At 58.8% G+C, this 14164-nt stretch carries 10 protein-coding genes and 1 pseudogene; 3 read left to right on the top strand and 8 right to left on the bottom strand.

Going from position 1 to position 14164, the window contains the following annotated elements:
- Positions 1 to 10: 10 nt before the first annotated feature.
- The 3 genes and pseudogenes from IPP03_06600 (at position 11) to IPP03_06610 (ending at position 3295) form a co-directional block, all read left to right on the top strand.
- On the top strand, positions 11 to 1387 hold the full coding sequence (locus IPP03_06600; GenBank protein MBL0352321.1) for a saccharopine dehydrogenase family protein: 1377 nt from the start codon (positions 11 to 13) through the stop codon (positions 1385 to 1387).
- Between the two features lie 158 nt (positions 1388 to 1545).
- Positions 1546 to 1665, top strand: a pseudogene (locus IPP03_06605) (hypothetical protein).
- A gap of 346 nt (positions 1666 to 2011) precedes the next feature.
- Complete coding sequence (locus IPP03_06610; GenBank protein ID MBL0352322.1) at positions 2012 to 3295, top strand: hypothetical protein; 1284 nt, start codon at positions 2012 to 2014, stop codon at positions 3293 to 3295.
- 253 nt (positions 3296 to 3548) lie between these two features.
- Here the strand turns inward: IPP03_06610 and IPP03_06615 are convergent, their stop codons facing one another.
- The 8 genes from IPP03_06615 to IPP03_06650 all read right to left on the bottom strand — a co-directional run bounded on the left by IPP03_06615 (position 3549) and on the right by IPP03_06650 (position 14118).
- Positions 3549 to 6236 (bottom strand): DEAD/DEAH box helicase family protein, encoded by a 2688-nt coding sequence (locus tag IPP03_06615; GenBank protein MBL0352323.1) that lies wholly within the window; start codon positions 6234 to 6236, stop codon positions 3549 to 3551.
- A 14-nt stretch (positions 6237 to 6250) separates the two neighbouring features.
- Complete coding sequence (locus IPP03_06620; protein MBL0352324.1) at positions 6251 to 6601, bottom strand: DUF86 domain-containing protein; 351 nt, start codon at positions 6599 to 6601, stop codon at positions 6251 to 6253.
- Positions 6591 to 6884, bottom strand: coding sequence for a nucleotidyltransferase family protein (locus IPP03_06625; protein MBL0352325.1), 294 nt, complete (start codon positions 6882 to 6884; stop codon positions 6591 to 6593). The genes IPP03_06620 and IPP03_06625 overlap by 11 nt, the downstream gene beginning before the upstream one ends.
- 66 nt (positions 6885 to 6950) lie before the next feature.
- The gene (locus IPP03_06630; GenBank protein ID MBL0352326.1) at positions 6951 to 8600 is read right to left on the bottom strand and encodes a site-specific DNA-methyltransferase; all 1650 of its coding nucleotides are present in this window, start codon (positions 8598 to 8600) and stop codon (positions 6951 to 6953) included.
- Between the two features lie 14 nt (positions 8601 to 8614).
- On the bottom strand, positions 8615 to 10924 hold the full coding sequence (locus IPP03_06635) for a S8 family peptidase (protein MBL0352327.1): 2310 nt from the start codon (positions 10922 to 10924) through the stop codon (positions 8615 to 8617).
- A 6-nt stretch (positions 10925 to 10930) separates the two neighbouring features.
- On the bottom strand, positions 10931 to 11929 hold the full coding sequence (locus IPP03_06640) for an ATP-binding protein (protein MBL0352328.1): 999 nt from the start codon (positions 11927 to 11929) through the stop codon (positions 10931 to 10933).
- Positions 11930 to 11998: 69 nt separating this feature from the next.
- Positions 11999 to 13279 (bottom strand): DUF2130 domain-containing protein, encoded by a 1281-nt coding sequence (locus IPP03_06645; GenBank protein ID MBL0352329.1) that lies wholly within the window; start codon positions 13277 to 13279, stop codon positions 11999 to 12001.
- Positions 13276 to 14118 carry a KilA-N domain-containing protein gene (locus IPP03_06650; GenBank protein MBL0352330.1) on the bottom strand — a complete coding sequence of 281 codons (843 nt, stop codon included), beginning with the start codon at positions 14116 to 14118 and terminating at the stop codon, positions 13276 to 13278. Before IPP03_06650 ends, IPP03_06645 begins: the two co-directional genes overlap by 4 nt.
- Between the last annotated feature and the right edge of the window lie 46 nt (positions 14119 to 14164).

Genomic DNA, 14164 nt, shown 5'->3' on the forward strand with positions numbered 1-14164 from the left:
GAGCAGCTTCATGAAGAAAAATGTGTTGATCATCGGGGCGGGCGGCGTGGCCCGCGTCGCTGCTCATAAGGCGGCGATGAATAATGACGTGCTGGGCGACCTTTGCATCGCCTCACGCACGCAAGCCAAGTGCGACGAGATCATCGAGAGCGTACGCCGGAAGGGTCACCTCAAGGACCCGGCCGGGAAACTCTACTCCCGCCAGATTGATGCGCTGAACATCCCGGCAACGGCGCGGCTTATCCGCGACACGGGCTCCCAGATCGTCATCAACCTCGGCAATGCCTTCATCAACATGTCGGTCCTGGAGGCCTGCATGGAGACCGGCGCAGCCTACCTGGACACGGCGATTCACGAAGAGCCGGACAAGGTCTGCGAAACGCCGCCGTGGTACGCCAATTACGAGTGGAAGCGCCGCGACCGCTGCCAGGAGAAGGGGCTGACGGCCATCCTCGGCGCAGGGTTCGATCCGGGTGTGGTGAACGCTTACTGCGCGCTGGCCGCGAAGCACTACTTAGACAAGATCGACACGATCGACATCATGGACGTCAACGCGGGGAGTCACGGCAGATACTTCGCGACGAACTTCGATCCCGAGATCAACTTCCGCGAGTTCATCAAGGTCTGGACGTGGATTGACCGGCAATGGAAGGAGTACCCAACCCACTCCGTGAAGCGCGTCTACGACTTCCCGGCGGTGGGCCCGTGCCCCATCTACCTCAACGGGCACGACGAACTGCACTCGCTCTCGAAGAACATAGACGCCAACAGTATCCGCTTCTGGATGGGCTTCGGGAACCATTACATCAATGTTTTCACCGTGCTGCGCACGTTGGGTTTCCTGTCGCACCTGCCAGTCACCCTCGCCGCGGGCCAACAGGTGGTGCCGCTGAAAGTCGTCAAAGCGCTGCTGCCGGATCCGAAGACGCTCGCGCCCGGCTACACAGGCAAGACGTGCATCGGTAACTTCCTGAAGGGCTGGAAGAACGGGAAGGCGCGGGAGGTGCTGATCTACCAGGTCTCGGATCACAAGACGTGCTACGACGAAGTCGAGTCCCAGGGTATCAGCTACACGGCGGGCGTGCCGCCGGTCGCGGCGGCCATCCTTGTCGCACAAGGCGCATGGGATGTCCGAACGATGGTGAACGTCGAGGAACTCGATCCCGATCCGTTCATTGCGATCCTGGACAAGATAGGCCTTCCGACCGACGTGAAGGAGATCGAGCCGGGCAGCAAGGCGTCCTTCAACGGGACCGTGCGTGACCTGGCCACCGAGTTGGCCGAATCCACCGCGACCGTGACCGTCTCCGCGGCCAACCCGCGCATCGCCCTCGATCCGGCGGCGCAGGCCAAGGCCTTGGCAAAGGCCGCCAAGGACTTCACCTAAACGCGACACAAGCCTGCCACCAGGAAGACGCCACCCGCAAGAGCGAAGAAGCCCACCAAACCGGTGTGAACGCATATTGCCGCGAAGGCGCGTCGGAAGCGCTGAGCCGCAACGGCACGACGGGAACACGGGAAGCGCGGGTTTCCTGCTCGCGCATCGTCGGCAAGACCCTGATGTCGAGTAGGCTGATCGACCGCATCGTTGCCGGGCTGGGCCGCCATTTGCTTGAAGTGCCGGTCGGCTTCAGGTGGTTCTCCGCCGTGCTGCTCGATGGTAGCAATCACCGCCGTCACCGGCAAGGCAAGCTCCCCGGCATGGAAATCTACAAATACGCCGGCGCCCACGGCTACAAGAACCAAAGCGACGGCCACGACTTCGTTCGCCTGCAAAATTCACCCAGCAACACTGTGCAGATCAAATAGCCGCTTAAGCCATTGGACTCTGTGGTTGACGACCTGCCTCATTTCGTTAGAGATGGTCTGGCAGGGAGGCGCTGAATGCCTTGAGTACGAGTGAAACTGCGGTGTGGAAAACAGGCAGGGGCTTTTTTTCGATCGGGAAAATGCCTTTAGAATGCACACACCTCATTTGCCTTGTCCTGACGATCTCCTCAGAGGAAAGATCATGATTCGGAAATCACTGCGCCATGTCATTTATGTTTTGCTGTTATCGGCGGCAGGGCAGGCAATCGCCCAACCAGCAGACAATCTGCCACAGCAGCAGGGCTACCGCGGTGAGATCCGGCGGGGCGCGGATGGCAAGCTGATGGTGTTGCCGGAATCAGGGCTGCCTGGACAGAAGGCGCCTGCCGAGGCAGCGCCAAAGGCTACGATGGTGGTGGGTGTCGGCGAAAAAATCAGTTCGCTGACTGAAGCCGCCCGTCTGGCGCGAGATGGTGAAGTGATCGAGATTCGGCCGGGAATTTACCGGGGGCAGCCGGCGGTCTGGACGCAGGACCGCCTGGTCATTCGGGGTGTCGGTGAGCGGCCGGTCATGCTGGCCGATGGCAAAAATGCCGGAGGCAAGGCGATCTGGGTGGTCAAGGGGGGCAAGGTACGGATCGAGAACATCGAATTTCGTGGCGCCCGGGTCGCCGATGGAAACGGGGCTGGCATCCGTTTCGAGAAAGGGCAACTGACGGTCCATGCCTGTCGTTTCGCCGACAACGAAATGGGGCTACTGGCGGCTGATTCACCCGAACTTTCGCTAGAGGTTTCGGATAGCGAATTCGTCGATGCGCCGCGCCATGCCGGTTTGCTGCATCACCTGCTCTATGTCGGGCGGATCGGCAAGTTCGTGCTGCGCGGCAGCCGTTTCGAGAACGGCTATCTCGGGCATCTCGTCAAGTCGCGGGCTCGCGAGAGTCACGTGCTCTACAACATGCTGGTGGATGGTACCGGCGGCAAGGCGTCCTACGAACTCGAGTTTCCCAATGGCGGCGTTGCCTATGTGATCGGCAATGTGATCGGTCAGAGCGCGACGACCGACAATCCACGCATTGTCTCTTACGGGGCGGAAGGGCCTTTCTGGCCGGCCAACGCACTCTATTTGATCCATAACACCCTGGTCAACGACAACCACAGCGGTAATTTTATGGCCGTATGGGCCGAGAAATTCCCGGCGGGTATCGATATCTGGGCAATCAATAACCTGACGGTGGGCAACGGCGACTTTTTCCCGCCGGCCCAAGGGCGTTTCGAGGGAAACCAGTCGGCAGGGCGGGGCGAGTTGATCGAATATGGCAAGCTGCCTTCGCGCCTGACCAACATGTCACCGCTGCGCGGCACGGTGCGGCCACCGGGTAGCATTGGCGCTGTCGATCTGCTGCCCAATGCGGAATTCACCTATCCGGTTGGGACGCGCCCCTTGCGGGTGAGTAATGCATTGTCTCCAGGGGCTTTTCAGTAAGTTGCAAGGGCTGAATGTCAAAACCGGCTCCGGCCATGATGGCGGGAGCCAGCTTGGCATGGCGTTCGACCGGGTTTATTGGATAACTGGCGTGAAACTCGATGGGTACACAGATGTAACCTTTGGCCTCGGCGCGAACGTGGCCGATGCTTGACATCGCCTGGGACAACGACGCCTAGGCCGACCGCTACGGCATCGTCACTGTTTGGCAAAGCCGATATTGCCGCCATCCAGTCAGCGCCAACTTTTCAGATCAACCGTCGAATCGTTCTGCCAGCCCAGACAGCGTCATGTTCTCCACGATCTCGTCATGTGGAATCAGCACATAACGCCAGGGTTTTCCACCGTAGCCTGCCGAATGATTTGACGCATTCGCACACCATTGAACCGCAGCTTCCTTTTTGGCGATGACAATCGCGTCTACGACTTCGGTGCGTTTCTTCGGTTCCAGCATGTAGATCGTGTCGCCGGTCTCCGCAACGAAGTCCGGCTGATATTCCAGATGATCCGCGCCATTCCGGTAATAAATCTGGAACTGGCCCTTGGCGGGCTTGAACCACTTGAGCGCATCGCGGTCCAGGATCACCGCCAGCTTGCGCTCCGAGTCGGAATCGAACTTCTGCACCGCATACAGGCAGCGCTGGAAGCCGCCAAACAGGTACTTCGCCATGTTGCTCTTGTCCGCCGGCTCCACGCGGTAGCTGGCCGGCGGTTCCTGTACGGACTGGGTGTAGGCGCTCTGCTTCAGTTCGCTGAAGCCCTTGCTGATTTTCACCTCGTAGCCGACAACGCCCTCCCAGTAATGCGCCTGCATCTGGGCGTGGATGAACTTCGCAATATCTCGCTGGTAGCAACGCAACACCTTGCGGGCATCGTCCTCGGAAAGGTAGCTCAGGAAATGTTGCACGGTCTGTGCGGCCAGGTCGTAGAGCAGATCGGCATGGTCGTCGTAGGAAATATCGTCGAAGTCCACCAGTCCGCTGACCACATAGTCTTCCAGCCGGGCCTCCTCGATGCCGCCACGGCCCAGCGAAACCACCTCAAGCTGGTTGGTGCGCAGATGTTGAATCCATAGTTCGTCAGACACCGCCGGGTATTTCAGTGTGGCAAGCGCAAGCGTAAACGGTTTAAATCCGGCTTTCACATCGCCCCTGGGCACCACGAGAATGCGCGGGATGGCGATGGTTTGTTGCGTGACCAGGTCCGAGGTTTTTGCCACCACGGCGGCGATATCCGGCTTCTCGCCCATCTCTTCCAGTTCCAACTGCGCCGGCCGGTACTGCTCCTCGACCGCCTTGACGATGGCGGCCTGAATCTCCGGCTTCTTCAGATATTCAATGGTGGGCAGGGTCGCCGGCTGGTTTTCCAGCTTGCGGATCATCTCCCACGCAATCTGCGCCACCTTCTGCTCTTCCGGCTTGGCAAAGGCCGGCGCCACTTCCTGGCCGGCCACGGTCGTGCTGCCGGAAACCTGCGCGGGCGTCAGTCCAAGCCTGGTGGCGAGTCCAGATTGCGACACCACCGTCACCGTCTTCTGCCCGAGCTGGTCCGCGTCCAGCATTACCGCCTTCAAGTGGATCGCCGAGTCCGGCTTGTTGGCCTCACTGATGATTTCCTGAAACCGGTCGTGGGCGACGATGTTCAGACGATCGACGGCAGTCACGCCGGTGCGCTTGCCATAGGGCAGGCGCAAGCCGCGCCCGATGGATTGCTCGATGAGGACGCGGGCATTGGCCGCCCGCAGTGGCACGATGGTGTAGAGGTTGGTGACATCCCAGCCTTCCTTGAGCATGTTGACGTGAATCACGATCTCCGTCGGCTCGGAAGTTAACTCCACCTTGAGCAGGCGCCCGATCATTTCCTCTTCTTCCGCGCCAGTCTTGCTCGAATCGACCTGGATGACCTTGTCCTTGTAGCGTCCCTCGAAGAAACCATCGGACTGGATCAAGGTCAGCAGTTGCCCGGCATGGGTCGTGTCGCGGGCAATCACCAGCAGGAAGGGTTTGACGATGGGCTTGTCGCTCTCGCGGGCATAGGTCTCCAGTTCCACCTTCACGCTTTCGTGCAGGCGCACGCCGTCTTCCAGCTTCAGGCGTTCGATCTCCTCCGCCGACATGCCCGCCGGATTGAAGTTCTTGCGCGTCACCACCGCCGGTTCCTTGACGAAGCCATCGGCCATCGCTCGGCCCAGCGGATAGTCGACGATGACGTTCTTGAACGCCAGCGCACCCTTCGCGGTTTCCACAAATGGCGTGGCGGTCAGTTCCAGACCCAGAATCGGCTTCAGCTCGTTGATAGCGCGAATCCCGGCGCTGGCACGGTAGCGATGCGATTCATCCATCAGCATCACCAGGTCGGGCAGCCCGGCCAGATAGTCGAAGTAGCTTTCGCCGATGTATTCCGACAGCCGCTTGATACGCGGCGACTTGCCGCCGCGTACTTCCGAATTGATCTTGGAAATATTGAAGATGTTGATCCGCACCCCGCCGAAAAGCGTCCTGCTCATTGGGTCACGCTGATCGTAGTTGTCGCCGGTGATGATGGTCGGCGCATCGATGGCGAATTCCGCGATGCCCCGAAAAACGTACTTGGGATGATTGCGGTCACTGAAGTCGGCGATCAGCTTGTTGTAGATCGTCAGGTTCGGCGCCAGCACGAAGAAATTATCGATGCCGTGCGCCAGGTGCAGATAGCTGATGAAAGCGCCCATCAGCCGCGTCTTGCCGACGCCGGTGGCCAGCGCGAAACACAGCGACGGAAACTCGCGCTCGAAGTCGGTCACCGAGGGGAACTCGCTGCGGATGGCTTCCAGCAGGGCCGCCACATCGGCGCCCTTGCCGGGTGGCGCAATCTCCGTGATCCGGTCGAGTATCTCCAGCGAGCGGCGCTGCGGGTGGCGCAGGCTCAGGCGACCGGCAATGGCGTTGACGTGGCGGTTCAATTCACGTCCCCGATTCAGGAATCATCGTCGCTACCCGCCTGAAGCAGGCGCGCTTGCGCCAGCAGTCTCGGTACATGCGTCATCGCGACCTCCCAGATGATCTCGGCATCCAGCGCAAAATAGTGGTGCGCGATCAGGTCGCGCAATCGGGCGGGAGCGGAACCGCTTGCCTCCGGCATGGCGGAACGCGCTTCCTCCGGCAGGCTCTTGGATGCCTCGCCAATCACCTGCAGATTGAACAAGACGGCGTCGAAGACCGCCTCGTTCTCGCTGAAAGTGATCAGGGTCTGGCCACTGATCAGCCGACCAATCTTTTCGGCGCTGGCGATCAGGTCATCGAGATACAGCAACCAGCTACGCGACACGGATCAGATCCTGTTCGACATGACGACGGGCACGCGGCTTGAGCCCCTTTTCGGTCACCAGATCGACCGGCCTGCCGAACAGTTCTTCCAGGCGGGTCTTGAGGTCAAAGTAGCCGTCAAAGGTCGCCGGCCCCTCGAATTCCACCAGCACGTCGATATCGCTGTCGTCGCGCAACTCGTCCCGCGCCGCCGATCCGAATAGTGCCAGACGCCTCGCGCCATAGCGCTCGCGCACCTCCTCGCGATGCTCGCTCAACAGCTTCAGTACCGTGTCCCGATTCATGGTCGTTCTCCTCGATAGGCATTTTCAACGCAGCGCGCCATTACCGTGCAATGCTCCCACAAATAGTCATAAATCCAACGCCTGCTGCCCCGTTGACTTGCTCACCTCGCCCGCTGGCGGGAGAGGGGCCGGGGGTGAGGGGGGAGCCTGCGGCAGGTTTTCCACCCGCAAGGAATAGTTGTCGTGCCCCCACTCGCAGCGCGACAGCACCTGCTTGGGAATTTTCTTCACCGTCAGGTTGGGGAAATCGCCGCGACTGCGGAAGGCGGTGCACAACACCAGCAGCGTACGCTCCGGCCCCACCTCGTCGGCCAGTTGCTGCAACTGCTCATGGGTCAGGCTGGCGGTGGTGACGTAGATGAAATCCCGCTCGGTGGAATGGCCGTGCTGCCAATACGCGGCGTCCGAGGGTGCGTAGCTGAAGCCTTCCAGCTTGCACAGCGCCTCGGCCAGCATGGCGGCGTTGTAGTCGTGGTGGATGACCCAGTTGCCCCACTTGTCCTTCTCCAGCAGCGAGGGCGCCAGGCGGTAGTAGCGGAAACCGCCGCCACTTTGCCAGTTGACCGCGGCAGTCACGCCGCCGGGATCGGCGCCGTCGATGACCTTTTGCAGGCGCGGAATGATATGGGTGTGGCAGTGCTCGCCCAGTTCCACCATGATCCAGCGCCGGCCCATCTTGTGGGCCACCGCGCCGGTGGTGCCGGAACCGGCGAAGGAGTCTAGGACGAGGTCGCAGGGGTTGGTGGCTATCTCAATAACGCGTTTCATCAGTTTTTCTGGCTTCGGTGTGCCGAACACATCTTCCCCAAAAAGCGCGACGATTTCCTTCTTCGCGTCTTGCGTATGCCCTACCTCTTCATAAGGCCAGAGCGTTTGCGGAACAACACCTTGCTTTACATCTGCCAGGAATCTTTTGAGTTGGGGTATCGAGTCCCCGCCTTTACCCCACCAAATTCTATTTTCGGCATCCAGTTCCAATAATTTGTCTTTGGAAATTGACCAAAACCGTCCTTTAGGCGGTCCGTCGATTACTCGCCCAGATGGACCGGTAACAGAATAAATACCCAAGCTATAAGGGTTGCGAGCAGAAAGATCACTTGTCTTCCAAACGCCACGATAATCGTTGTCTGGGTTCTTGTATGCTTTGTCCTGCTTCTCTGACCGAGGCATCGGATTAGGTTTCCAGCGATCCTCGTTCTTTGCGTAGATCAGCACGTAATCGTGATCTACTGAAAAATGCTTCGCGCTTGATTTTGGAGCGTAGTTCTTTCTCCAAATCACGGACGCCACAAAATTCACCCGCCCAAACACCTCGTCACACAACACCTTCAGGTAATGCGCCTCGTTGTCGTCGATGGTGATCCAAAGCGAACCATCGTCGGACAGCAGCCGCCGGATGATCTCCAGCCGGTCGCGCATCAGCGACAGCCAGATCGAATGCTCCACCCCGTCGTCGTAATGCGTGAAGGCGCTGCCGGTGTTGTAGGGCGGGTCGATGAACACACACTTCACCTTGCCGGAAAACTCCGCCTCCAGTGCCTTCAGCGCCAGCAGGTTGTCGCCGAAGATCAACCGGTTATCGAAAGAGTCAGCCCCGGTGACACGGTGCTTCGCGTGATAGCTCCGCGCCGGCTCCTCCAGCAAAATGCGCGGCTCCAGCTTGGGCCGGTTCTCCTTGCCGATCCAGGTAAGTTCGAGTTTTTGCTTCTTAGTCATCAATTTCTCGCTGCTTAAACACGAACACGCGCGCGTTCGCGTACCTGCAACTGGACACGAATTTCTGTATAGAGCCGTGCTTCTTCGTTTTCGCGGTCGCTCATGCGGATCACCAGGGCATACGGTTCCTCTTCCAACGTAAACGGTGGAATGCCCCACGCATGATCGTTACGGGTCACCGCAACAAACAATCTGTCCGTGCGGGACCGCTTGATTGCCCATGTGGATGCCTGCACTGTCCCGTAGGCGCGTTTCTGGGTGCCATAGGTTGTCTTGTTGCAGTTGAGTTCCTTGATGCCGTCAACCTCATCGACTGTTGCTTTGTCGAATGCTGAGATGGCATGTTCAAGAGTCTTTGCTTCTACCAGCCGAAACTGGAAACGGCTGGCCTTGTAGTCGAGACGGGTTGTCCGGACCGGCGGACAGTGTGCGAGCGCGACGGTGATTTCGCGCCTGCGGCTTCTTCCGCTGTAGAGACTCTCTGGTATTGGTATTTCATAGAAGTGATGATGCTTGTCGATCAGGGCCGATTCCGCGATCAAAATAACCTGTTCCTCGGTAGAGCGGTACAGATTGGAAACCTCGACCATTCCGTAACCGACCACTCGCGCAATCTGGTCTTCCTTACCATTAAAAAGATCATGGCTTGCGGCAGGTATCTTTCCGCTTGCAACCAACAACGCACGGAGAAGATTCATGCTGGCATCAGGCACCTCCGCCAATAATCGAGCGGCGGCATGCGCGACATGAGGGGCCGCGAAACTTGTCCCCGCTCTTTCTGCAAGCAATCGCCCTTCCACGAAGTCTTTACCAGACGACAGCTCGCCCAGCCACCGATTCGAGACGTTTCCGGTACGCGGATCAATCGCTTGGTTCCCACCGTAGGCCACCAACTCGGGCTTGATGGCTCCTTTTACTGAACACCCACAACGGGTAAATGACGAAGGCTGGTTCCTCTGCGCAACCGGGATTTCTACCAAATCGTTCGGCCAGCGCCATGCCGTGGCACTCCGATCCCAGCGGGCAAGGCTTCCTACGGTGAGTACGTTCAAAGCTGGAGCCGGATCAATCAACCTAGCCTCCTCTTTGAAGAGATAATCTGGGTATTCATTTTTCAACCACTCGATAGGTACATCCTTGAAATTTCCCGTGGGCACGACGAAGAGCACATCCAATTCGCGCGCAAGGCAGTCGAGGGTATATGCAAGGCCTCCCACCCGGCCTCCAAGGTAGGGCTTGTTCAGATTGCCGTAGGAAAGGTTGAAGACACGGCAACCATAGTTCTCGTGGAAATATCTTACCGCTTCATCCACAATGTTCTCGATAAAGCGCGCGTCAGATTCGGCTTTGCGATCGAGCACGCGCCCGCTCAGCAGGCGCAATTGGGGAATGAACTCCTTGGCCTGGGCGCAGGCTTCGACATCGCCGTAGAGCGCGATTCCCGCCACCATGGTTCCATGGCCGTCGTCATCATGGGACATCTTGTCCGGAAGCAAGAAGCCCTGTGCATCGCCTAACGCCGGGGCAAGCAACGGGTGGCCTTCGGCAATGCCGCTATCGAGCACCGCCACCAATGGGGCATCAGCCGGCGGCGCGGATTGGCTGACTTCCTGGATATCGAGTTGCATGATACCCAGCTCCAGCCCCAAGCGTGGCGGCAGGTCAGCCGCTCGGACATCGCGATGTTTCAACAGCGCTTCAGCCTGCTTCCGGGAGAGTCGCAGCCGATAGGCAACGAAGTCTTCCACGTTGATGCGATCCAGAATCGCGGCTCCCTCTTTCGCCAACCAAACACTGAAGGCTGTTGTCATTGCCTCGCGTTCATCACGCCGACCAAGAGGCCACAACTCCACATCGATGACGAAAGGCTCTTGAGTAGGCAGTCCCTCGCGCTTCAAGGCCCAGCCCATGCGATCTTCCGGTGTCCAGTGGTCGAACGCTTCCAGCGCATAGAGGATATTGGCGTACTTGGGCGACTTGCCATCGGCCAGTTGGCTAAGCCTTGCCTCGAATTCATCGAGTGCGCTCTTGTCGACGAAGGCAAGTGCGTAGCCACCGTTTTCCTGGCTTACAACCTCAACGCCGGGGAATCCTTGCTCAATCTGTTCCGGAGGCAGCGTGCCGACCTTCAACTTGAATAGTGTGCGGTTGTCGAAACCGCCAATGTCTTTAGCGGCTTCCTCAATTGAGGTCGTCAGACTTTTTTGAAGCTTGCGTGCGTGCGCAGGCAAATCTGCAGGGGGTGGCGGCGGTCGAAAAGTACCTGGCCGTTTTTGTCTAACAGGTTGCTCGCGTTCAAATTTTAAATGGGGGTAGGCTTCCATTATGTATTACGCCCCCGACAGTTGCCGTTTTCTATTCAGTTCACGCTGCTGCGCTTTCTCAATATGGCGAAGCTGGAGAAACTCCTGTCCTTTGAGAATCATGTCCTTGATGGCATGCCGTAGCACCCGTTCCACGTCGGCATGGGACATCTCCGAGAAGTAAGAAAGAACCCGATCATCGTCCAATTCAAAATCGCGGCGTACGCCGCGCAACTTGATCTTCAGAAGTTGCCCAAGCTGTTCACGTGTGGGCAAGCCGAACACCAGCACTTCCTCGAAGCGCCGCCAGATCGCGGAGTCGAGCATGCCTTCGTGATTAGTGGCAGCAATGATGAGGCTCTTACCCTGATAGGCGTCGAGCATTTGCAGCGCAGCGTTGACCACACGCTTGAGTTCGCCGTGTTCGCTGGCATCGGCCCTCTCTTTACCCAAGGCATCGAATTCGTCGAAAAGAGCCACCATGGGGGTGGCGTCGATGAAGTCGAACACCTTGCGCAGATTGGCGGCCGTCTCTCCCAGATAGGAGGACACCACGCTGTCGAGACGAATAAGCGCAAGCGGAAACCCCAGTTCCGTGGCAATCACCTCCGCCGTCAGGGTCTTGCCACAGCCCGGCGGGCCGCAAAAGAGGATTTTGTCCGCAGGACGTAGGCCGTAACTTTTGAGCACATCGGCTCGATGATGCTGTTCAAGGATGTCTTCGATGATCTGTTGGTTGTCTTCGGCAAGGACAACTTCTTCAAGACCACGACCGGGTTCGCGCAGACCAAGGAGCGGTAGACCGCGCTCCTGATCCATGGGGATGCGTTCCGAGAGTCCACGAGTTGCCGTTGACATGGGACGATGGCCGCCGCCACAAAGGATTTGTTCCAGGTCATTGGCGAGCAAATGATGCTGCTTCTGCCTTTCTTCCCGGATGATGGCCTCGGACGCTTGGCGAAAGGCAGACGTATCCCCGGCTGCACCGGCTTTTACCAATTGTCTCAATATTTTGCCGCTGGCCATAATGCCCCCTATTTTGGTGGTTTTACCCTATTGACAGGCTCATTAGGCGAGCCTTATGCATCCTCAATACTACAAGGTTTTTCCATCTTCAAGCGCCGGGAACCCCAGCCCCTCAATCTCCTGCAACGACTTGCCCGCGATTCCCTGCAAGTCGCCATACATGCCCACCGTCGCGCCCATCACGCGCTCGATCTGCTCTTCGCGCTTCGCCCACTGTTTCATGATGGCCTTGCGTTCCTTGTCGAGGTCTTCCTGCATCGACGAGAAGGCTTCGACGATGGCTTCCACACGGTGGCGGAAGCGCGGGCCGGTGAGGTACTGGTAGACCATCTCGGTCTTGGTCTGCTGGCCCTCGGATACCTGCCGCGCCATGCTGACCTGAAGCAGGGTATGGCGCAGCACCGTGGCCACCGGCAACGCGGCGCGCGGGCTGGTGACCCAGATGCCGTCCACCACGTCGAAGGCTTCGACACCCTTCGGTAGCACCTGGCTGACGAGCACGGCGACTTCGGCTTTCGCCGTGCGCTGGTCGTCGCGCAGCTTGGCCAGCCAGCCGTCGCTCCAGTTCTTGGTGCGCTTGGACTCCCAGAGAATCGTGCCGCTGGGCTGGCCGCTGTGGCTCACCACCCGTTGCAGTGCGTCGCCGCCGAACTCGCCCTTGGGCACCGGCTCAATGGTGTCGAAGGGAAACTTGGCGCGCAGCAGGTTTTCGAGTTCCAGTTCCTGCACTTCGCCCTGCAACTGCTGCGATCCTTGCTCGGCCTTCTGTTTGAGTTCCTCGATCTTCTGCTGCATCGAGGCGATGGTCTGGTCCTTCTCCATCACCTTGAGCTTGAGCCCTTCTTCGGCCTCGCGTCTGGCCTGGGTGCGGACTTCCGTTAAGCCGTCCTGCACGCGCTTTTCGACGGTGAGTTCCAGTTCGCGCTTGGCGTCGTCAAGTTCGCGCTGCTTCCTGATGAGTTCAGCCTGCGCCTTCTGCGCTTCGGCGAGCTTTTCATTGCGGGACTTGAGAACTTCCTGAAGCTCGGTCAATTCCCGAGCCTTGGTTTCCAGTTCGGCCGCGCTGGCGAGCTTGGCCTTCTTCGATTCTTCGGCGATCACGCGGGCACGCTCTGCCTTCAACTGAGCGGCGACTTGGTCGGCCACCTGTTCATCCAGGGTGCGCTTGGCTTCCGCAACCTGCTTTTCCTTGTCGCGGATGCTTTGCTCGCGCTTGGCGATGTCTTCGTCCTTCTGCGCAAGCCGCTGCTCGAACTGCTGGCGCGTGGCGGCGATCAGGGGCGCGGCGAGCGACTCCGTCAGCCGGATTTCGGTCTTGCAGTTGGGGCAGATGATGGTGGGTTCGGTCATTTGGTGATCCCTTTTTGTGTGCCGGCGCCGGGTAAGTGCCTGAGCGTAACGCTCCCCACCAGGGAACGCATCTGGGTAATCGCGATGGCGTTCAATTGCGCCAGGCGTTCTTGCGCGGACAAGCCTTGGTGGATCAGTACCGAGTTGATGCTTTCGAGGTTCGACAATACGACCAATTGCTCCAGCGTGGCGGCGTCGCGCATGTTGCCCGCTTGCTCGGGGTTGGCTTGCCGCCACTGCGCGGCCGTGAAGCCGAACAGCGCTACGTTGAGCAAGTCCGCCTCGCTGGCGTAGATGATGCTGATTTGCGCGGGCGTCAGGCGCGGCGGGATCAAACGCTCTTTGACGGCGTCGGTGTGAATCCGGTAATTGACCTTGGCCAGCGTGCGCTGGAAGCTCCATTCCAGCGCGGTGAGGCGGGATTCTTCATCCTTGAGGCGCTGGAATTCCTTGATGAGATAAATCTTGAATTCCGGGCTGAGCCATGAGCCGAATTCAAAGGCAATGTCCTTGTGGGCATAGGTGCCGCCACCTCTGCCCGCCTTGGCATAAAGACCTATGGCGCCAGTGGCCTCAATCCACTTTTTGGGCGACAGCGCAAAGCTGTTTAGACCTGCCTGACTCTTAAACCTATCGAATTCGACAGGTTTAAAGTCCGGGTTGTACAACTGCTCCCAGATACCCAGGAACTCAATCGTGTTTCTGTTGCGCAACCAGTTGTACAGAATGCTCTCATCGCCAAAGTGCCTAAGCATATCGGTGAGCGAGATGTAGTCCTGCTCATGGCGGCTTGTGATGGTGACGTCGACACCCTTGACGGAAATGACTCGATTTTTCATTGGCGCGGCTCTATCGGACAGTTGAGATGGCAAGGCGAACGGCTTC

It is taken from the genome of Candidatus Dechloromonas phosphoritropha (assembly GCA_016722705.1).
GTDB classification, from domain to species: Bacteria; Pseudomonadota; Gammaproteobacteria; order Burkholderiales; family Rhodocyclaceae; genus Azonexus; species Azonexus phosphoritrophus.